The sequence below is a fragment of the Aquimarina sp. AU119 genome (assembly GCF_900312735.1).
Classification (GTDB): Bacteria; Bacteroidota; Bacteroidia; order Flavobacteriales; family Flavobacteriaceae; genus Aquimarina; species Aquimarina algiphila.
The window spans coordinates 56,429-77,272 of sequence record NZ_OMPF01000035.1 but is presented as its reverse complement, the minus strand read 5'-3'; the positions used below and the strand labels follow the sequence as shown (position 1 = coordinate 77,272).

At 31.4% G+C, this 20,844-nt stretch carries 18 protein-coding genes; 4 read left to right on the top strand and 14 right to left on the bottom strand.

Going from position 1 to position 20,844, the window contains the following annotated elements; translation table 11 throughout:
* Window positions 1-45 precede the first annotated feature (45 nt).
* From DK442_RS25475 to DK442_RS25415, 13 genes are all read right to left on the bottom strand, one after another.
* On the bottom strand, window positions 46-1,008 hold the full coding sequence (locus DK442_RS25475; protein WP_109438738.1) for a YpdA family putative bacillithiol disulfide reductase: 963 nt from the start codon (window positions 1,006-1,008) through the stop codon (window positions 46-48).
* Window positions 1,009-1,131: 123 nt separating this feature from the next.
* Window positions 1,132-2,901, bottom strand: coding sequence for an FG-GAP-like repeat-containing protein (locus DK442_RS25470; RefSeq protein ID WP_109438737.1), 1,770 nt, complete (start codon window positions 2,899-2,901; stop codon window positions 1,132-1,134).
* Window positions 2,902-2,985: 84 nt separating this feature from the next.
* The gene (locus DK442_RS25465; RefSeq protein WP_109438736.1) at window positions 2,986-4,116 is read right to left on the bottom strand and encodes a helix-turn-helix domain-containing protein; all 1,131 of its coding nucleotides are present in this window, start codon (window positions 4,114-4,116) and stop codon (window positions 2,986-2,988) included.
* A gap of 9 nt (window positions 4,117-4,125) precedes the next feature.
* Entirely contained in the window at window positions 4,126-4,788 is a 663-nt protein-coding gene (rpe, locus tag DK442_RS25460; protein ID WP_109438735.1) for a ribulose-phosphate 3-epimerase, read from the bottom strand.
* Between the two features lie 50 nt (window positions 4,789-4,838).
* On the bottom strand, window positions 4,839-5,246 hold the full coding sequence (locus DK442_RS25455; RefSeq protein ID WP_109438734.1) for a BLUF domain-containing protein: 408 nt from the start codon (window positions 5,244-5,246) through the stop codon (window positions 4,839-4,841).
* A 170-nt stretch (window positions 5,247-5,416) separates the two neighbouring features.
* Window positions 5,417-7,123, bottom strand: a complete 1,707-nt coding sequence (locus tag DK442_RS25450; RefSeq protein WP_109438733.1) for a GMC oxidoreductase — start codon at window positions 7,121-7,123, stop codon at window positions 5,417-5,419.
* A complete protein-coding gene (locus tag DK442_RS25445) occupies window positions 7,120-7,662 on the bottom strand; it encodes a gluconate 2-dehydrogenase subunit 3 family protein (protein ID WP_109438732.1) in 543 nt (180 codons plus the stop codon). The genes DK442_RS25450 and DK442_RS25445 overlap by 4 nt, the downstream gene beginning before the upstream one ends.
* Window positions 7,663-7,941: 279 nt before the next feature.
* The gene (locus DK442_RS25440) at window positions 7,942-8,925 is read right to left on the bottom strand and encodes an aldo/keto reductase (RefSeq protein WP_109438731.1); all 984 of its coding nucleotides are present in this window, start codon (window positions 8,923-8,925) and stop codon (window positions 7,942-7,944) included.
* A 196-nt stretch (window positions 8,926-9,121) separates the two neighbouring features.
* Window positions 9,122-9,985 (bottom strand): RNA polymerase sigma factor RpoD/SigA, encoded by an 864-nt coding sequence (locus DK442_RS25435; RefSeq protein ID WP_024772554.1) that lies wholly within the window; start codon window positions 9,983-9,985, stop codon window positions 9,122-9,124.
* Window positions 9,986-10,443: 458 nt separating this feature from the next.
* The gene (locus DK442_RS25430) at window positions 10,444-11,889 is read right to left on the bottom strand and encodes a hypothetical protein (RefSeq protein ID WP_109438730.1); all 1,446 of its coding nucleotides are present in this window, start codon (window positions 11,887-11,889) and stop codon (window positions 10,444-10,446) included.
* Entirely contained in the window at window positions 11,882-12,436 is a 555-nt protein-coding gene (locus DK442_RS25425; RefSeq protein ID WP_109438729.1) for an RNA polymerase sigma factor, read from the bottom strand. Before DK442_RS25425 ends, DK442_RS25430 begins: the two co-directional genes overlap by 8 nt.
* Window positions 12,437-12,696: 260 nt before the next feature.
* On the bottom strand, window positions 12,697-13,770 hold the full coding sequence (locus tag DK442_RS25420) for a hypothetical protein (RefSeq protein ID WP_235011032.1): 1,074 nt from the start codon (window positions 13,768-13,770) through the stop codon (window positions 12,697-12,699).
* Window positions 13,771-13,951: 181 nt separating this feature from the next.
* Window positions 13,952-14,920, bottom strand: coding sequence for a hypothetical protein (locus DK442_RS25415; protein WP_109438728.1), 969 nt, complete (start codon window positions 14,918-14,920; stop codon window positions 13,952-13,954).
* Between the two features lie 156 nt (window positions 14,921-15,076).
* Between DK442_RS25415 and DK442_RS25410 the strand changes: the two genes are divergently transcribed.
* From DK442_RS25410 to DK442_RS25395, 4 genes are all read left to right on the top strand, one after another.
* The gene (locus tag DK442_RS25410; RefSeq protein WP_109438727.1) at window positions 15,077-15,778 is read left to right on the top strand and encodes an LA_2272 family surface repeat-containing protein; all 702 of its coding nucleotides are present in this window, start codon (window positions 15,077-15,079) and stop codon (window positions 15,776-15,778) included.
* Between the two features lie 2 nt (window positions 15,779-15,780).
* A complete protein-coding gene (locus tag DK442_RS25405) occupies window positions 15,781-16,167 on the top strand; it encodes a hypothetical protein (RefSeq protein ID WP_109438726.1) in 387 nt (128 codons plus the stop codon).
* A 115-nt stretch (window positions 16,168-16,282) separates the two neighbouring features.
* Complete coding sequence (locus tag DK442_RS25400) at window positions 16,283-17,380, top strand: acyl-CoA desaturase (RefSeq protein WP_109438725.1); 1,098 nt, start codon at window positions 16,283-16,285, stop codon at window positions 17,378-17,380.
* A complete protein-coding gene (locus tag DK442_RS25395) occupies window positions 17,370-18,425 on the top strand; it encodes a fatty acid desaturase (RefSeq protein WP_109438724.1) in 1,056 nt (351 codons plus the stop codon). The genes DK442_RS25400 and DK442_RS25395 overlap by 11 nt, the downstream gene beginning before the upstream one ends.
* Window positions 18,426-18,502: 77 nt before the next feature.
* Here DK442_RS25395 and DK442_RS25390 read toward each other — a convergent pair whose 3' ends face one another.
* Entirely contained in the window at window positions 18,503-20,695 is a 2,193-nt protein-coding gene (locus DK442_RS25390) for a polyribonucleotide nucleotidyltransferase (protein ID WP_109438723.1), read from the bottom strand.
* Between the last annotated feature and the right edge of the window lie 149 nt (window positions 20,696-20,844).

Sequence of the window (20,844 nt, the reverse complement as noted above, 5' to 3'; positions counted from 1 at the left end):
CGGCTTTTTTACGTCATGGTAATAATCTATACTGTGAAATTGATGCTATTTTTTTGTAATCGATTTAAATATTGTTTTTGCATGTATTCGGGAGTTTTCGATAAACCATACATGAGTATCCATTCCACCACATATTACTCCAGCCAAATATAAATTTTCAATATTGGTTTCCATAGTGTCTTCATTATACTGAGGATACAATTTTTGGTCATCAGAAAGTTTAATTCCAATTTTTTTAAGAAAATCAAAATTGGGTTTATATCCTGTTAACGCCAGTACATAATCATTTTCAATACTAAATTCGCCATCTAAGGTCTCTATATTGATTTTATTTGGTAATATTTCTTTTATAGTAACATTATAAAATGCTTTTATACTACCTTCTTCAATACGATTTTCTATATCTGGTCTCACCCAGTATTTTACACGTCTGCCTATTTCTGAACCTCGAACTAACATGGTGACTTCAGCACCTTTTCGATAGCATTCTAGAGCAGCATCTACTGCAGAATTACTAGCGCCAATAACTGCTAATTTTTGTTTAGCAAAAAAATGAGGATCTTTATAATAGTGTGATACTTTTGGTAAATTTTCTCCAGGTACATCTATAGTATTTGGAAGATCATAAAAACCCGTAGCAATAATGATATAAAGTGCTGTATATTCTTCTTTATCTGTTTTTACATAAAATGTGTCTTCCTTTTTGGATACAGAACTTACTTTCTCGAATAAATTAATATTTAGATCATTAGAAGTCACAATTCTACGATAGTATTCTAGTGCTTCATTGCGTTTTGGTTTTGCTTCGTTACTAATAAAAGGAATATTATCGATCTCAAGTTTTTCTGAAGAAGAAAAAAATTGCATGTTAATCGGATAATTATATAATGAATTGGTGATAGTGCCTTTTTCGATAATACAATAGTCAAGTCCTTTTTTCTTAGCCTCAAGACCACAGGCAATGCCAATGGGACCACCACCAACAATTATTACATCTATATGTTTCATTAGAAAAGGAGTATTGAAAAGATTTATTGCTCTTGTAAAACTAATAAATTTTGTGCGTTCTAATGCAAAAAAAGGTAAGCTTCTACAGTGAAACTTACCTTTTTATAATTAGTAACTAACTACTTATTTAATTACTACTTTTTTTACGATGTTTTTTTGAGCTACACTTATATTTAAAAAATAGTTTCCACTGGATAGAGAAGTTGTGTTTAGAATGATATCTTCCTGGGTTCTAAAGCTGTTTTTAGAAATAAGCAATCCATTATTATCTAGAATCTTGACTATTATCGGAGATTTGCTTTCTAAGGTATTGATTTTAATTTTTATTCTTTTTTTAGAAGGGTTGGGATATACAATTACATTGAGTTTTTTTGCATTTATTTCTTTAATGGGAGGGCTAATCGGTTTTTTTTTACCTTCTTCTAGAGTGTAAAATTTATTCACTCTTAAGTTTTCGAAAGTATCGATATTGCCCGAAGGCCAATAGATAGCTAGTTTATCAATTTTGGTAGCTTTACCTAACCCAAAATGAGCTCGTAAGCTATTATGGCCCATAAAAGTATTAGATGCAGAAATTTCTCTTTTCTGAGTAACTATTTTACCCCTTATTTTTGTGGTTAGTTCTAGCCTTGCTCCTAATCCAGCTTTGTTCGAAGGGTTACCTATAAGTTTAATATTAACATAATGATTTTTAAGAGTTAAATCGTTTCTAAAAAGTCCTTTTATACCCTGACCCACAACAAAAAAATCCAAATCACCATCATTATCATAATCTCCTGCCGTTATTCCTGTTGAATTTCCAGAAGTTGTAGTATTGATAAGGTTGACACTACTCTCTGCAAATGTTCCATCACCATTATTAGTAAAGTACCCGCTCCCGGTTGCACTTGAAGCGGTAACAATGACATCCAGGTCACCATCATTATCAAAATCTCCCCAGGTATTGGATAAGTTTTGATGATTAGAAGCTGTAAATGGGGTCTCTGTACTTATGTAATTGCCCGAATCATTTTTATAAAATTTGTTTTTTACACCAGAATAATTGGTAAGACAAATATCAAGATCTCCATCATTATCAACATCAATAGCATTATAGCATTGGCCATCCTGTGGATCTTCTGCGAATGAGAGTGATGTACTGGTTAATTTTTCAAATCCTTCGTTTCCTGTTTCTACTTGTAAGTTTTTATATAAAAAATCAGGCTTGGCTCCAGTAGGACCAGCTGCTGGACCACTGGCGATAAATAAATCGGTATCTCCATCTTGATCATAATCGGTCCAATTCGATACTGTATAAGCCGCTTTTTCTGTTAAAAATTCATACGGTTCTGTTACTTCAGTAAAGCTACCATCACTATTTCCTCTGTATAAACGATTAGGAAATCGATTTGATCCCAGGAATAAATCTGCAAATGTGAGAATGAAATCAACATAACTATCATTATTATAATCACACCATTGTACACTCCATGTTGCAGAATTAATAGTATTAAGAACAGAATTTACCTCAGAAAATTGACCTTTTCCATCATTAGCATAAATTCTGGTTTGTAGTGTAGATGGCAGGGTGAATCTTGAATAAATCAGATCTAAATCTCCATCATTTTCATAGTCTGCCCAGCTAGCGCTGTTTAGAGATGTTGCATTAGGAATGTTTGCACTACTTTCTGCAACTTCAAAGTTTCCGTTTCCTAGATTTTTAAAAATACTTCCGGCGTAGAATAAATCAATATTACCGTCATTATTGATATCTGTCCATGCAGTTCCAAAGTATATACCTGCAATGGCTGGCTCAGAAATTATTGGGTTAATACTATCAGTTATTAATGTGAATTTCTGTGCAGAAATAATACCGGTAAGGCTACAAAAAAAAAGTAAAAATAAAGTTCTCATAAGCTCGAAGATTTTAAGAGTTATAAGAATAAAGTTCAATAAAGAAGTGCTGAAACTGGTTTAGAATTATAATTTCTTACCTTTTTAGTTATTTTGAACTTCAAGATTTTTTCTTTTATACTCTGAAGGGGTGCAATTAAATTTATTCTTAAAAGCGGTATTAAATGTAGCTTTATTGTTAAATCCAACATCATAATAAATAGTCTTGATACTTGCCTCAGAATTTTCCACAAGTAATTTTTTAGCTTCTTCTAATCTATACTCATTGATAAATTGATTAAAGTTTTTTCTGGATTTTTCATTAATGAGTTTTGAAAGAACATGACTAGAAAAACCAATCTCATCTGCTAATTGAACTAATCGTAAATCATTATTCAGGTATGGTTTATTTACTTTGATATACGATAACAATTGAGTGTAGAATTCATTTTTTGTAGTTTCGGTAAGTTCGGTATTTTGCTCTTCTGTTAGGAATAATTTTGATAGTAATTCTCCATTAAAAATTGAAGGCTCTTTGTATACCATATATCCAATGCTATATATGGCAATGGTCATAGAAAAAGAAATCGCATAATCCCAATGAATATTAAAGAACGAAAATTTTACTAAAACATAGTAACTAACATAGGCTATAATAAAGATCAGAAATAAATGAATAAGAAAAGTAGACCATTTTTTTCTGATGATTTCATATTGATGTTTTTGATCATTCTTTTGAAATGTAATAAAATCTTTTATGATGATGAGGTAAATTGATAATGACAGTGCTGCTAACCATGGAGATCGAAGTGATCTAAAAAGATAAAGAGAAAAGCTGCCTTTATAATTTTCAAAATTTTGGAAACCACTTGAAATAATAAGATAATATGCATTAATGATAAAAGATAAAACTGAAGGAACAAAATGATACCATTTTATCTTAAATGATTTTTGATAAAATTTTGTGATATATGCGTACAATAATGGACCAAATGCAAGATACCAACTAGAATCAAAAAAATATAAATATGAGTAGACAGAGGAATAATTTGTCCAGAAAAAGACATATTGTAATAGAATAAATGAAAACCCCATAATTAATAAAATTATGGGGAGGTTATTGATTCGTCCAGTTTTATGAATACTAAGAATAATACTTAAAAAGAATCCCATTGCACTTACGATTAGGAAAACTGATGTCCATGTATCAAAAGATGGGATAGGATTCTGCTCCATTGTTGTGATCTAGATATTGGTAATCTCCTTCAATTCTCTGATGGTTTGAGTTGGATTTTCACTTTTAAAAACAAAGCTACCAGCAACCAAGACATCTGCTCCTGCTTCTACTAATTGTTTGGCATTTTTACTGGTAACACCTCCATCAATTTCAATTAAAGTGTTGGCATTGTTTTTAACAATAATTTCTCGTAATTGTTTAACTTTCTTATACGTGTTTTCTATAAAGGATTGTCCACCAAATCCAGGGTTTACGCTCATAATACATACCAAATCAATGTCATTTATAACATCTTCCAATAAATTTACATTGGTATGAGGATTTATAGCTACACCTGCTTTCATTCCTTCGGCTTTAATAGCTTGTAATGTTCTGTGTAAATGGGTACAAGCTTCATAATGTACAGTAAGAATATTACTTCCAAGATCAGCAAATGTCTTGATGTACCTATCAGGATCTACAATCATTAAATGTACATCGATAGTTTTGTTAGCATGTTTTACGATATCTCTTAAAACGGGCATCCCAAAAGAAATATTAGGAACAAAGACACCATCCATGATATCTATATGAAACCAGTCGGCCTCACTATTGTTAATCATTTCTACATCGCGCTGTAAGTTCGCGAAATCTGCAGCTAATACCGATGGGGCAATTCTTTTTGAAGACATAAAGTTGTGTTGTTTGCGGCAAAAATACTACTTAAGTTTTAAATAATATACTAACCGAGCTTCATAAATTTTTGAGTCAGATAAGAGATACTTTTATAATGTTCTGGGTTATTTATTTTTTCTTTTTGTAAAAATAGTTGTAATTCTTCTTGGCTAGAACCATTTGATATTACTGTAAAAGAAGAGTGGTATTCTGTAAAAGAAGTCTTCTTTATTTCTTTATCTAACATTTTAATGATATTGTAATGTCTGGAGTCTTTTTTAATTCTTTCGAACATCATTTTAACGAGTTCTTCTTTACCTTCCAGAATTTGAAAGAAATTCCCTTCAGAATAAATAAGAATACCCGTGATATTTATAGCGTTGTTATGAGAGCTAACATAATCCATAAGTTCGGAGATATCAGAATTTGATATATCAGGATTAACCGTACTAACATAACTAATAATATATCTCATAAATAAAATAATAAGGGAGACGTCACTTAAAGATACAATTTTTGAGATAACTTAATTGAGAAATTAATTTTTAAAGTTATCAGAAGTACGTCTTAAAGCTTAAATAATTTAGTAATCTTTGAGATATATGAATTACAGCTAACGTTTTTAGTTAAACAGAGTATCGGTTATCATAATTTTCCTTCTTTGATTTGCTTATCTGCATAATCAACTGCTCTAGCGGTTAATGCCAGATAAGTAATACTTGGATTCTGGGTTCCCGAACTTGTCATACAAGCTCCATCTGTAACAAATACATTAGATACCTCATGCATTTGATTCCATTTATTTAATACACTTGTCTTAGGATCATTTCCCATACGGGCGGTTCCCATTTCATGGATACAAGCACCAGGAGCGGTCTCACTATTGTAGGAACTAATATTTTCGCATCCAGCTGCTTCGAGCATTTCAATAGCGCATTTTACAGCATCTTTTCGCATTTCCAATTCATTCTCTCTTAATTCGGCATCAAAAGTTATGGTTGGCATACCATATTTGTCTTTTTTTTCAAAATTAAGAAACATCTTGTTTTCATGATTTGGTAATATTTCCCCAAAAGCTGTCATATTTAACCAATATGGACCAGGCTTGAGAATTGCATCTTTTAATTCTTCTCCATAAGCATCCTCGGGATTATTTGTAACACGGGATATTCCGCCTTGATAACCAAAACCTCTTAAATAGGTCTCTTTCTTTGTTTTTTCATTTATATTCGTAAATCTTGGAATGTAAAACCCAACGGGTTTTCTTCCTTTATAGTACTTGTCTTCGAATCCAGATATTTTTCCACGAACTCCCATGCCGTAATGATGATCCATTAAATTATGACCTAATTCTCCGCTTCCATTACCTAATCCATTTGGGAAGGTTTCGGATCTACTATTTAATAAAATTGCTGTTGTGCCTATGGTACTAGCGTTACAAAATATAATACGTGAAAAAAAGATAATTTCTTCCTTGGTTTCGGCATCTATAATTTTTACACCAGATGCTTTTTTTGAAATTTTATCATATACTATTTCAGATACAATACTATTTGATCTGATGGTTAAATTACCTGTCTCTTCTGCTACTGGTAAAGTTGCTGAAACACTACTAAAATAAGCACCAAAAGGACAACCTCTCCAACACCTGTTTCTATTTTGGCATTGACTACGGTATCCTTTATGTACTTCAGGTTTATATTCTGAAAGATTTGCAACTCTTCCCGGAGTAACCACTCTTTCTGGATATGCTTTTGAAACTTCTTCTCTGAAATATTGTTCAGCGCAATTTAAGGGGAAAGGTTTTAAAAATTTTCCATCAGGAATTTGGGCTAAGCCTTCTGCTTGTCCGCTTACACCAACAAAAGTTTCGACTTTATCATACCAGGGAGCAATGTCTTTATAACGAATTGGCCAATCAACTCCTATTCCTTCCTTTTTGTTTGCTTCAAAATCCAAATCACTCCAGCGATAACAATGTCTACCCCACATAATCGAACGACCGCCAACGTGATGTCCACGTATCCAATCAAATCTTTTTACCTCGTCATAGGAATAATCACTGTCTTTATTGATCCAATGTTTATTATCTTGATTTACCCACCAACCCAGCCTTTTTTGTTGAAAATAATCTTTTTCTTTTTCTTCATGTGAAACCACATTTTGACTAGGTAATTCCCAGATGTCTTTGTTAGCGGTTGGATACTCTCCATGGGTTACCATTCTACCTCTTTCTAATACAAGGGTTTTATATCCTTTAGAACAAAGTTCCATCGCAGCATAACCGCCACTAATACCTGAACCTATTACAATTGCGTCATAGGTGTTTTTTTCTGAATTGTTTATACTCATAATGCCCAAGCTTTTCCACCAATCGATTCTAAAGAAATACAGGCTTCGTACTCTCCAGGGATAGGTAAATAATTTAAATAATTAGTTGCGATTTCTTTTGTTGACAGATAATATGTAACTGCTTGTTGCTTTATATCCAGTAATGCTGTTTTTGCTAGTTTATTTTGTTTATTATCAGACTCTAATAAAAGTTTAACCTCGTCTAATTGCGCTTCGTAGCCCATAAATTCGGTTAAAGCTGTGAATCGATCTGTAAATCTTTTTTGCTGCGCCGGATTATAGATAGTCCCGATCATAGTATCCATGATTTGGTGTACACCAACATCAGTTGCTGATGGGCTATCTGATTTAGGAAGAAGTATGCCTAGCAAATTCTGAACGAAAGAAAACTCCTTTTTATTAAAAAAATAAAGCTTATAATCCGAATCTTTTACATGCTCTATTTTTTTGCAAGCAGTTAATAATGAGCTTGATAAAGGTATTGAAATAACACCACCTGTTGCCAGAGTTATTAATTTAATAAGTTCTCTCCTTTCCATTTATTAAATTTTTATTTTTTGCAAATATCCGTATGCAATTAAATATATGGCATTTAAGGCAGACCGCAATTGATTATTTTTCGGATTTACGAAAAGTCAAATCTTTTTTTTCGCTTTTTGTTTTTAAAGCTGAATGAAAAGATTTAACAACCAGCAAACACGTTGTTTTTGATTAATCACGCTATCTCGTTACAGAACTATGTTGTAGAGGTCAAATAGGAGTTATGGATGTTTTTAGCTACTGTTGTCTTCTTTATTTTAATCTAAATCTAACATTGTCTAGTAAACTCCTCGAATATGGCTATGAATATTTTTTTTATAAAACTCTTCTAAATCAGTTATTAGTTTTTCTGATAGAGGTGGTAAATTACTAGTTTTTGAATTTCCTTGAATTTGTGCAGGAGAGCTTGCCCCAGGAATAATGGTCGATACTTCTTTGTGATCCAATATCCATCTAAGAGCCATTTCTACCATTGTCATATTTTGAGGACATAACATTTTCAATTCATCCAACAATTTTAATCCTTTGTCAAACGGAAGTCCTGCAAAAGTTTCTCCCACATTAAAAGCTTCTCCATCGCGATTAAAGTTTCGGTGATCATTTTTTGAAAATTGCGTTTTTTCAGAGAATTTCCCTGTGAGTAGACCACTTGCCAAAGGTAAGCGAACGATAATCCCCACACCTTTTGTGTATGCTTGAGGTAATAATTCTTGGGTTAATTTTTGTCTAAAAATATTATAAATAACTTGAAGTGATTGAAGTCCTTCTTGTTCAAGACATAATAAACCCTGTGTTACGCTTTCTACACTGGCTCCAAAATGAGTGATTTTTCCTTCTTTTTTTAAGGTTCTTAACCAATTAAAAATTTCACCTTTTTTTAATACTTCTGTTGGTATGCAATGTAACTGCAATAAATCAATGCAATCTATATTTAAGCGTTTTCTTGAAGCATCCACACTATTTCTTAAAGCCTGCTCGGTATAATTATCAGGGAATATATTTGAGCTACGCCCAAATTTTGTTGCAATTTTAATCTTAGCATGAGTGTTATTTAAAAACTCACCGATTAATTCTTCACTTCTTCCATTACCATATACATCTGCAGTGTCAAAAAATGTAACTCCATTATTAACAGCTTCGTTAAGAATTTCGAAAGTTTTTTCCTTGTTGATTTCATTCCCCCAATCTCCACCAATCTGCCAACAACCTAAACCAACCTCGCTTATTTCAAATCCATTCTTTCCTAAGTTTCTTTTTTTCATTTTTTGATTAGATCTACATTAAAATTAGTTCGTACAAGTTATAAATTTATCTTCCAATAGCACATTACTAATCTTAAATATAATTGTTTTAAAAACCATATAAATGAAAAACCTCCGGTAATCAGCCGGAGGTCATTCATCAATCAAAAAACGAACAGTTATGTTATAAAACTGTTTGTAACCGCAATTTAGGAATTTATCCTAAATAAGTCTTCAATATTTTACTTCTAGATGTATGTTTTAATCTACGAATTGCTTTTTCTTTAATTTGACGTACACGTTCACGTGTTAAATCAAATGTTTCTCCAATTTCTTCTAAAGTCATTGGATGTTGATCTCCAAGACCAAAATATAAACGAATAACATCAGCTTCTCTTGGTGTAAGGGTTTCTAAAGCACGCTCTATTTCTGTACGTAAAGATTCATGTAATAATGTTCTGTCAGGATTTGGAGATTCTCCAGAGTTTAAAACATCATAAAGGTTAGAATCTTCTCCTTCAACAAGAGGTGCATCCATACTGACGTGACGTCCAGAGTTTTTCATAGACTCTTTCACATCATTAATAGTCATATCAAGTTCTTTGGCAATTTCTTCGGCACTTGGTGGGCGCTCATGAGATTGCTCTAAGAAAGCATATGTTTTATTAATTTTATTTATAGAACCAATTTTATTTAATGGTAAACGTACAATACGAGATTGTTCTGCTAGTGCCTGTAGAATCGATTGACGAATCCACCATACAGCATATGAAATGAATTTAAAACCTCTTGTTTCATCAAAACGTTTTGCTGCTTTTATTAATCCTAGGTTACCTTCATTAATTAAATCAGGAAGTGTAAGTCCTTGGTTTTGATATTGTTTTGCAACAGATACCACGAATCTAAGGTTTGCTTTCGTTAGTTTTTCAAGGGCTCTCTCGTCACCAGCTTTTATTCGTTGAGCTAATTCCACCTCTTCATCTGCAGTAATAAGATCGACTTTTCCTATTTCTTGCAAATACTTATCTAGCGATGCAGTCTCACGATTCGTTACCTGCTTCGTAATTTTAAGTTGTCTCATCTATGTTCTCCTTGAAGTTTAATTTTGTGAATTTTTAGGGCCTTTTATTAATAATACGTATAATGTTATAAAAATGTTACAAAAAGGTTGATTTTATTTTATGATTTATCAATTTATAACAAAATATTAGTCGCTTTTTCAATGAAAAGATTACAGAATTTTTTCTTGTTTTTTTAAGAGTTAATATTCTTTCTTACATTGTAAGAAAGGATTTAACGTTTTTAAAGTCAGTATATTATGTTTTGTGAGGTAGTGCATGAAGGCAAATTCAAATAGAATTACTATGAAAGCAATAATTATTTTTAATAGTAAAAATTTTCTTGAGAGAAAAAAAATAATTTATTTGAGTTAAGCCTGAATATATATACTTTTTACAAGTTCCTTATTTAAGTATAGAAGGAAGATAGGTTTACCTAAAAAAGTAATCAAAATAAAAACAACTTGAAAAAATATTTATTTCAAAACTCATAAGAAAATCCAGTTTGGATAGTAAAATGTAATGGACTATAACTATTAGAATTTTCACTGGCATTTTTTAATTGATAGTTGATAAGGGGCTCTACATTAAACATAATTTTTTTTGAAAGCTCATATCTGAAATTTGCCCCCATGTGAATGCTAAAATTGGTCTTAAGCAGATTTTCATTACTCCCTACCTTAAAATCATTTGATGCAGTGTTAATTGTAATATTATTTTTGTCAAAAAACAGAAAGCTTAGCCCTCCAATTAGGGATGTATTTATTTTTTTGTCTATGATACTATATTGCATTCCTATAGAAAGTTCATGCAGTTTTGTTTTTTGGGTCAAATCTACATCTTCAGAATTTTGAATAGTATCATTACTAGAAAAGAATATTCCAGCATCACGTAATGCAGCAGATAATTGAGTTGCAGGAACGTTTTTTATAGTATTGCTTAACTTTAATCTATTATATCCAATTCTTAAAGCAGTTTTTTTATTAAAATATGTCTTAAAAACAATGCCGTAATTAAGGCTTATTTTACCATTGTTTTTGTTTTCTGATAAGCGATCACTTATTAAAGATCCACTTAAAGGAATTAAGTATGTTGGAGCAACATGTAATGCCAGACTAAACTTCTGAAATGGTTTTTTCTTTAAAGGATTCATGTATATTAAGGTATCCTTTGGCTTACGCATAGTGATTAAAGTTTCTTTTTTATGAATTGAATCATTTTCCAAAGACCTTTCTTCATTTTCAGTAAAGTTCTTATCTCTAGTATGAATTGATGATTTTTTTGAATTTGATATTTCTGCACCTAATTTTTCTGATTTTATTTGATATTTAGGGTACTCTTTGTTTTTATCTATACTAGGATTAGTATATGAATTCTCTTTTTTTCCTAATGAAAGATTGTTTTTTTGTGTAGTATTTGATGAATTGCTTTTATCTCTAAATGTAGAACGAACTGTAGTAGTAGTTTTAAATTTAGAATTTGAATTGCTCGTATTTGTTGATGAATTGCGTTTGTAGTTGGATGTATTATATGGTAGAGATAGTATATTTAATATTGCATTATCAGTATTTACTTCTGATGCTTTTAAAGCAGATACAATAGATTTGTTTTCAATATTGTTTACAATAATTTGATTATTTTGTTGCGTATCGATTTCTTCACAGTGGTCTATAGTGCTATGATTTTGCTGAATCGAATTATTTGATAAAATGGAAGTGTTGCTATCAGGGTAAGTATCTGATGTAGATAAAATTAACAAAAGGAGTAATAAAGATATGCCAACACCTTTTGCCCAGTATGAAAGGGTATTTTCTCTTTTTTTAGGTAACTTAGGTTCTATATCTTCCCACGTCAATGTACTGCGGGCTTGATCAAAACCTTTAAGTTTTTCTTTAAAAGCTTTTCCTATGTCTTTTGGGTCAGCCATTACTTATTGCAATTTTTTTTAAACAATTATTACTCGATAGTATTTTGGTCTTTAGTATAACTTTGGCCCTGTGTAAATTAGATTTAGAAGTTCCTTCAGAAATATGTAGCATATTGGCTATTTCTTTATGAGAATAATTATCTAGTTCATATAGATTAAAAATCAATCTATATCTATCAGGTAGTTCTTGTATAAATGCTAATAATTCATCTAACGGAAAATTTAATGTTTCAGGATCAACTCTGGTATCAGCAATTTTTTCTTCATCGATGCTTATATCTAACAAAGGTGCTTTTTTATATTTGTCAATGGCTTTATTGATGGTTATTCTTTTCATCCAACCTTCAAAAGATCCCTTGAAATTATATTGATTTATTTTTTTAAAAATGGTGATAAATGAATCCTGTAAATTATCTTCTGCTTCGCTATAATTTTTACAATACTTTAGACTCAGGGCAAAAAGTATATCCTTATATAGATGAAACAATTCACTCTGCGCTTTGCGGTTATTTCTTTGGCACTTCTTAATTAATTTTCTTGTGTCCAATTGGTTTTAAGCTTTATAAAGACCATTATCTGTATTTGAACTCTATATGATTCATAAAAAGCGTTTAAATTTTTAATGCTAAGCATGTGGTATTTAAAAATAATACATTAATCATCATGTTCATTCTTTTAGACTGTATTGTTTTAAAAGGTTGCGTTAATTATTTTTTTTTTTATTTATAATCAATTCATATGAAAAATAACTACAATTAAAAAAGTAACCTTACCCCAGAAAGAGGTAAGGATACTGAACAAAATAGATTAGTTCTCTTCATGACTATTGCAGGCTTCAGCAAATAATACAATTCTAATGATTTTTGATTCTGTGGTGTCTTCGTTTTTAACGTTAACAAAAACTATTTGTGGATTAGTGGTATTGAGATAAGAAGAGGAGTCTAATCTATTTATTTCTTGTTCTGCTTGTTCCTGAGTCTCATAAAATGATAATGAAAGTACAGCAGTAGTGTTTTCCTGGAATGAAAGAATACAATCTGTATAATTATCAAAAACAAATGCTGCAGTATGCTCTGAGTTGGGTATTTCACATTCTCTAAATTCAACATAATCACAAGCATTATCTACGTCACATTCTTTCTTAATCCTGTATTTTTTATCTCCATTGGATAGTTCTATAGTATCTTCTTCTATTATTATTGCTTTCCAATCAAAATTCCAATCTTCTGAAACTTCAGAATCTCCTTCAAGATGAATGTTGACATGTAATTCTTCTTCTAAAATTAATGATATCCAAGAAGTTCTATAGGCATTTCCGTTATCATAAAAAATTCCGGTACCATCTTCATAAAAATCTAGTAGAGAACTATTATACCTGGAGTTTTCTGTCAATGATGTTATTTTCCAAACACAATTTTTCTCTTCTAATACTCTATTACAATAATTGATGATTTCTGATTCGATACACTTTTCTATAGTTTCTTTTAATTCTTCATTGTTGTGTATACTAAATGTGCTACCATCGGCTAGAATGGTAGTAATAGGATAACTTAATCCTATGCCTCCTGTGTCATTTTCAACATTTCCAAGAAGTTCTACAAATTCCAAATTGTTATTTACTATCCGGCTATCTTCAATTTCTGAATCATCATTAAATAAGTATACATTAAAAGGATATATAAAAGTGACACAAATAGGTTCGGCAACATCATTCTCATTTTGAGATATGCTTTTTAATGAATTAAATAATGCTGATTCTGTATCAATTTTCTGAATATTATCAGGGAATAAATCAAAGGTTTCATTAGTACAAGAAATTATCGTGGCTAATGAGGTTATGGTTAATAAAACCAGTATTAAAAAAAATTTAAACTTTATCATAATCAAACTATTTTGGATCTATGTTGTATAGACTAACAAGTGCCAAAAGGTTGCGTGACCTTATAAAATGATTCTTGTAATAATTTGCTCTGATAGTATGTAAAATGCTTATGCCGCAAGACGATAAGTCTTTAGAATAATAACTTTAATATGCCGAAATAAGACTAGATTTGCGCTGAGATTACTCAAAATCAAGTACATCATGAGCTTCAATTAGTGATCGTAGCGCATTAATCTTTTTTTGGACTTTATTAAAAAAGAGATTTCTTTCTTTTTCTCCGGCAGTACTTAATAATTTGGAACCTTCTATCTGGGTTTTTATAAACTCTTCTGCCTGATCACACGTGATTACATCATTAGTTCTGTAATATGAAAGAATGGTGAAAGGGACATATAAGGACCTTTCTGAAGGGGTTTTTACTAAAACCGTATTATTCATCAGTAATAATTCATTATAATAAAACTTAAAAGTATCTTTTTGTGAAATCACTTTTTTGGCAATCGAATCAATCAACTTCTGAAGATCATTGCATATTTCTAAGGCATCATCAGAAGAAAGAGAATTGGCTTCAAAATAGAAATGTATCTGTTTTAAGGTGCTATTTATTGTGGTGATATCCCATATTTCTATAGAGTTAAGATTGTTATAGATGTTTCCAAGACGTTTTGCTGCTTCTAGAATAGACAGTGGTGGATTAAAAGAAGTAAATTTAACATCGTTAATTCCTGAATCCAGAATTTTTAGCCACACATACATTTTAAATTTTGACAATAAACTATCATCTGAGGTGTAGAAAATTGGTAAATCCTTTGCTGAATATATCATTTCTACATTTGGATTATTAACCAAGGGAGATAATGATTTATAAGAGTTTTCATAATATACCAGTAAACTCTCCATGTCAGTTATAGGTGCTGTTTTTTTTACAGCTACAATATGTTCGTCTTCATTAGAAAATAATTGATCAATAGAAAGACTAAAGTATTTGGCTAAGGATACAGCTTCCTCTAATGATAATTTACTTTTCTTGTTAGTTCTTCTGTGTGCAGCATCATAGCTTATATCTAATGCGGTAGCTACTTCATCAATCAAAGAGGTTTTAGGATCGATCTGTTTTTTAATAAGTTCTAAAAAGTTTTCTTGTATCATCAATTGGTTATTTAGCTAATCATAATGGGCAGTGTATCAAAAATAAACTAATTTTTGTGATTTTCGCAAAAAAATAATTTCACATTCGCGATTTATATCTTCTTAATTGTTTTTATCACAATAATTTTGACTTGTTGAATTTTAAAAACAAAAAGAATGAAAAATAGAATTTTAATAATCATTGTATTGTTGATTTCGATATCTGTAGTTGGTCAGAATAGAAAAACATATTTTCCAGCATGGACCTTTCATAGTAGTAATAGTGATATTATTGGATTATCGTTGGGAGTTGTTCCTAAGGATTTTCTTAATGAAAATAATACAACTTTGACCAGATCTTATGGTGTTAGACTAGAAGCTCCCGGATTAGGAGTGTTCTATTTTATGGCACCATCAACCCTTATTTCTGGAGGAGCAGATATGAAATCACTAACAGATCATGTATATGGGATTAATATTTCTGGAGGCAGTATAGGGGATATAGCTGTTGATGGCATCTCTGGAGCTTTGATGGGACAATATTTACAAAGAGTAAATGGAATTGCCTTTGCTGGAATAGGAAACTCTATAGAAGAACAACGAGGAATATCTTTATCCATTTATGGAAATGAAATGTATGAAGGTTTTGGAATCTCTGCCTCTGTTTTGGGAAATCAAACCTATTACTATACAGGAGTGCAAATAGGGGCTATAAATGATATTGAAGTAAAAGGAGTCGGACTTCAAATAGGACTTTTTAACAAAAGTACAAACCATAGAGGAATTCAAATAGGGCTATGGAACAAAAACGAAAAACGTTCCTTACCTTTTATTAATTGGCAGTTTTCGAAGAAAAAAACAAAAATTAAGGAATCTTAGTTATGAAAATCACAAGCAATCTGAGTATAGAAGGGGATTATAAGTTTGAAGCATTTTATGTGCTTACAGGAAATTTGGTTGGGCTTATTCCTGAAAAAGGAGATTCGTTTACCCGTATCAAATTATTAAATAAAAAAACATTAAAAGTGAGTTTAATGAAATCTGGAGTTCAAAAAACTACCAAGTATATTAAAGGATCCTTGAGAGATGGAGTTTTTGATGTATGTGTCTCCAATCCATTGACGACTATAGTCTCGTTTATAAAACATTGGCGAACACAAAAAATAAATGTGCATTCTACTAGAGAGCAATTGTTAGTTTTTTTGTCTAAAACCGGGAGTGTGAAAATTGGAATTTTTAAGGACAGTACATCACATAACAAAAAGTAATCCCTTTGAAGTAATAGTTATTACTTAATTAATTATCAATAATGTATTTGTAAACAGTAAGAGTCTTATTACTGTATGCACACTCTTTTCTGTCGAATTTTAAAAATGAATAATTATGAAAAAAATAAAATTTTCTAAGGATGAAGGTTCTTTATTCTATAAAGAATTAAATGAAAGTATTAAGAATTATTTTGAAGAAAACAAGATCAATAAAACAGGAAACCAAAAGATGATGTTTAAGATAATAATGTATTTTGGGCTTGTGATGCTGTTTTATTCTTTGATGATTACTTCGTCCAGTGTTTGGATATTTTTTGTTTTATATATTCTCTTAGGAATATCTGTTTTGTTAACGGCATTTAATGTCTCGCATGATGCTGCACATGGAGTAGCTGTCAAAAGTAAATTTTGGAATAAATTATTATTCCAATTAAGTTTTAATTTACAAGGAAACAATGCTTATGTGTGGGGTAAGAACCATAATGAATCACATCATTTGTATACTAATATAGAAGGAAGTGATATAGATGTAATTCATAACCCCTTAGTGAGAATGACTACGAGTCAGGATTTAAAGTGGTATCATAAGTTTCAGCATCTATACACTCCATTTTTATATCTATTGTATTCATTAAATTGGTTTTTGTTTAGAGAGTTTTTAATGATTTTTAATCGCTCTAGCAGAACTATTAAAATTTCAATTCCGAAATGGGAGATTGTTAAACTTATTTTTTTTAAGGTATGTTACCTCTCTTATATGGTCGTGTTACCATGTCTATTGTTGCCATTTGATTGGCGCTTTATTTTATTAGCATTTCTTTTTAATCATTTTTTAGTTTCTATAATTTTTACAGCAGTATTGGCGGTTTCTCATTTGTCTGACTATGTAGAACATCCAGAAACTGATGTAGAAGGAAGGCTAGCAATGAGTTGGCCAAAATTACAAATGTGCACATCGGTTGATTATAATGTAGATAGCTCTTTTTTGAACTGGGTTTTGGGTGGGTTTAATGCACATGCATTACATCATCTTTTACCCAATGTTTGTCACGTACACTATATTAAATTACTACCCATTTTTAGAAAATTAGCAAAAAAACATGGTATTATTTATATGGAAATGTCATATCTCGAAGCATTAAAATCACATTTTAGATTCTTAAAGAAAATGGGAGAACAAACAGAATTTAAACCTATGGCTTATGAAATCTAAACATATTTATAATCAATTACATGCTGATTTGTTGAAAACAATTCAGGTAGAAATAAATCAAAAGCTATCTTTTTGTCCGAAACGATTTAATAGAATACTAATCTTTAAATGCTTTGTTTATTTGATATTAACGATAATTACTTATGTTTCTCTTTATATGATTACAAATACGTTTTTGTTTATGGGGTGTTTTGTATTGTATGGGATAATATCATTGTTATTTGCGTTTAATTTTGCACATGATTTTTCACATAATACAATTTTTAAAAATAAGAAAGCAAATCATTACTGTTTCATTATTTTGTACACAATAGTAGGGGCTCATGCAGAGGCTTGGAAAGATAGACATGTAACATCACATCATCATGCACCAAATGTAGAAGGGGATGATACTGATCTGGAGATAACAGATTTAATAAGAGTAGTTCCAGAAAGTAGATTGAAAAAACATCATCGATTTCAGCATTGGTATGCACCCTTTTTGTATACTACGTATTCTTTGTTTTGGGTATTTGTAAAAGATTTTAAGGTCTTTTTTACTAGAAAATTGCCTGGGAAAACTAAAACTCTTCGCTATATGATATCTTTTTGGATGCAGAAAATGGTTTATGTATCATATTTAATTGTTTTACCAATAGTATTGAGTAATCAAAATTGGGGTATAGTATTGATTGGGTTTGTCTTAATGCATTTAATACAATCAATCTTTTTACTCTTTACATTTTTTATGACGCATCATATCGAAGGAGTGGTTTATCCTAAAACTAGTGCCAATGGCTTTATAAAAATTTCATGGTTAATGAATCAAATACAGAGTTCTAATGATTTTTATCCTTTTAGTAAAATAGCTAATTTTATTTTTGGAGGTTTTAATAATCATATTGCTCATCATCTTTTTCCACATATTCATCATGTCTATTATCCAGAAGTAAATAAAATATTATATAAGGTTTTGATCAATAATAATATAATTCCGAACCAAACATCATATTTGGGCGGAATTAGGTCTCATTTATTGCATCTACGGCAATTAGGAAAAGCATAAAAGAAATAGTTTAATCAATAAAAAAGAGTCCTTAAAAATTTTTAAGGACTCTTTTTTATGATCATAATAAAAGAAAATTAATTTTCTTTTTTATCTCTACGAGGAGGTCTTCTGTCATCCTTTTTTCTATCACCACCTTCTGGTCTAGGAGGTCTAGGTAATAAAGCTTTTCTAGAAACCTTTTCCTTTCGTGTTCTAGAATCAATTCCGAAATATTTCACATCAAAAACGTCACCCATGTTTACAACATCGCTAACATTTTCTGTACGTTCCCAAGCTAACTCCGAAACATGAAGAAGTACTTCGTTACCTGGAGCTTCCATATACTCCACTACAGCACCAAAATCTAACATTTTGATTACTTTCACTTCATATACACTACCAACGGCAGGCTTGAACGTAATAGAATCTATTTTTGCTAATACAGCATCAATTCCTTCTTGGTTAGTTCCAAGAATTTCTACATTCCCTTCTTCGGTAACAGGATCTTCATTGATCACAATAGTAGTACCTGTTTCTTTTTGTAATTCCTGAATTACTTTTCCACCAGGTCCGATTAAAGCACCAATGTATTCTCCTGGAATAGTTTTGGTTACCATTTTTGGAGCATGAGCTTTTACATCAGCATTTGGAGCAGCAATAGTATCAGTAAGTTTTCCAAGTATATGTAAACGACCATCAGCAGCTTGCTTTAATGCATTTACCAGAATCTCATAAGAAAGACCTTTTACCTTGATATCCATCTGACAGGCAGTAATACCATCAGCAGTACCAGTAACTTTAAAGTCCATATCTCCTAAATGATCTTCATCACCTAAGATATCAGATAAAACAGCATAGTTTCCTGTTTCACTATCAGAAATTAACCCCATTGCGATACCAGAAACTGGTTTTTTTAATTGCACACCAGCATCCATTAATGCCATAGTACCAGAACAAACAGTAGCCATAGAAGAAGAACCGTTAGATTCTAATACCTCTGATACCACACGAACAGTATATGGACAATCTTCAGGAATCATTCCCTTTAATGCGCGTTGAGCCAAATTACCATGTCCTACCTCTCTACGAGAAGTTCCTCGAATAGGTCGTGCTTCTCCGGTAGAAAAAGGAGGGAAGTTATAATGCAGGTAAAAAGTTTCTTCTCCTTCATAAGAGGGCATATCAATTTGATTTGCTTCTCTGGAGGTTCCTAAAGTTACCGTTGCTAATGCTTGAGTTTCTCCTCTTGTAAAGATGGAAGAACCATGAGTTGAAGGTAAATAGTCAACTTCACACCAGATAGGTCTGATCTCATCCGTTTTACGACCATCTAGACGTAATCCTTCGTTAAGAGTTAAATCACGAATGGCAGCTTTTGAAGCTTTGCCGTAGTATTTTGAAACTAAATCTCCCAAATCTTCTAATTCTTCTTCAGAAAATGTAGCTATTATTTCTTCTTTTATTTCAGAAAAAGCTAAGCCTCGTTCTTTTTTAGAAGATCCTGCTTTTGCTACAGCATATACTTTATCATATGCCATATCATGAATTTTCTTAGCTAGATCTTCATCTTCTCTTTCTGGATCATATTCTCTAATTTCTTTTTTTCCAAAGGCTTCTGCTAATTTAAGTTGAGCAGCACATTGTACTTTGATAGCTTCGTGAGCAAATTTTATGGCCTCCACCATTTCTTCTTCAGAAATCTCATCCATTTCTCCTTCTACCATCATAACAGAATCTGCAGAAGCACCGATCATCATATCAATGTCTGATTCTTCTAGCTGAGCTCTGGTTGGATTGATGATGAATTCTCCATTGATACGACCTACACGTGCTTCTGAGATAGCACACTCAAATGGAAAATCAGATAATTGTATTGCCGCTGAAGCTGCTAATCCAGCCATAGCATCTGGCATAACATTTTCATCATGCGACATTAACTGGATCATTACTTGCGTCTCGGCATGATAGTCTTTTGGAAAAAGAGGACGTAGTACTCGATCAACTAATCTCATTGTTAATACTTCACCATCACTTGGTCTTGCTTCTCTTTTGAAAAAACCACCAGGATATCGTCCTGCTGCAGCAAATTTCTCACGATAATCTACAGTTAAAGGAAGGAAGTCTACATCACTTTGTTTGTAATTTGAAACAACTGTACATAATAACATACAATTGCCGGATTGCACAACAACAGAACCATGAGCCTGTTTTGCTAATTTTCCGGTTTCGATAGAAATCTCTCTACCGTCACCAAGGTCAATGACCTCTCTATAAACTTTTGGAATCATAATTTTTTTGATTCTAACGTATCTGTCTTATCTAATACTATTATGACAATACGTTTCATTAAACATTGGTTTCCGTCTTACTCGGACGGACAAGGTTGTGTTGTTGTTGTAGTAATTGCGCGACCAATGAAAAACTAAGGCATGCATTC

What these genes read in the sequence shown, in the direction of transcription:
- DK442_RS25475 (WP_109438738.1), bottom strand. Translation starts at nt 1,008, where the DNA reads ATGAAACATATAGATGTAATAATTGTTGGTGGTGGTCCCATTGGCATT.
- DK442_RS25470 (WP_109438737.1), bottom strand. Translation starts at nt 2,901, where the DNA reads ATGAGAACTTTATTTTTACTTTTTTTTTGTAGCCTTACCGGTATTATT.
- DK442_RS25465 (WP_109438736.1), bottom strand. Translation starts at nt 4,116, where the DNA reads ATGGAGCAGAATCCTATCCCATCTTTTGATACATGGACATCAGTTTTC.
- rpe (WP_109438735.1), bottom strand. Translation starts at nt 4,788, where the DNA reads ATGTCTTCAAAAAGAATTGCCCCATCGGTATTAGCTGCAGATTTCGCG.
- DK442_RS25455 (WP_109438734.1), bottom strand. Translation starts at nt 5,246, where the DNA reads ATGAGATATATTATTAGTTATGTTAGTACGGTTAATCCTGATATATCA.
- DK442_RS25450 (WP_109438733.1), bottom strand. Translation starts at nt 7,123, where the DNA reads ATGAGTATAAACAATTCAGAAAAAAACACCTATGACGCAATTGTAATA.
- DK442_RS25445 (WP_109438732.1), bottom strand. Translation starts at nt 7,662, where the DNA reads ATGGAAAGGAGAGAACTTATTAAATTAATAACTCTGGCAACAGGTGGT.
- DK442_RS25440 (WP_109438731.1), bottom strand. Translation starts at nt 8,925, where the DNA reads ATGAAAAAAAGAAACTTAGGAAAGAATGGATTTGAAATAAGCGAGGTT.
- DK442_RS25435 (WP_024772554.1), bottom strand. Translation starts at nt 9,985, where the DNA reads ATGAGACAACTTAAAATTACGAAGCAGGTAACGAATCGTGAGACTGCA.
- DK442_RS25430 (WP_109438730.1), bottom strand. Translation starts at nt 11,889, where the DNA reads ATGGCTGACCCAAAAGACATAGGAAAAGCTTTTAAAGAAAAACTTAAA.
- DK442_RS25420 (WP_235011032.1), bottom strand. Translation starts at nt 13,770, where the DNA reads ATGATAAAGTTTAAATTTTTTTTAATACTGGTTTTATTAACCATAACC.
- DK442_RS25415 (WP_109438728.1), bottom strand. Translation starts at nt 14,920, where the DNA reads ATGATACAAGAAAACTTTTTAGAACTTATTAAAAAACAGATCGATCCT.
- DK442_RS25410 (WP_109438727.1), top strand. Translation starts at nt 15,077, where the DNA reads ATGAAAAATAGAATTTTAATAATCATTGTATTGTTGATTTCGATATCT.
- DK442_RS25405 (WP_109438726.1), top strand. Translation starts at nt 15,781, where the DNA reads ATGAAAATCACAAGCAATCTGAGTATAGAAGGGGATTATAAGTTTGAA.
- DK442_RS25400 (WP_109438725.1), top strand. Translation starts at nt 16,283, where the DNA reads ATGAAAAAAATAAAATTTTCTAAGGATGAAGGTTCTTTATTCTATAAA.
- DK442_RS25395 (WP_109438724.1), top strand. Translation starts at nt 17,370, where the DNA reads ATGAAATCTAAACATATTTATAATCAATTACATGCTGATTTGTTGAAA.
- DK442_RS25390 (WP_109438723.1), bottom strand. Translation starts at nt 20,695, where the DNA reads ATGATTCCAAAAGTTTATAGAGAGGTCATTGACCTTGGTGACGGTAGA.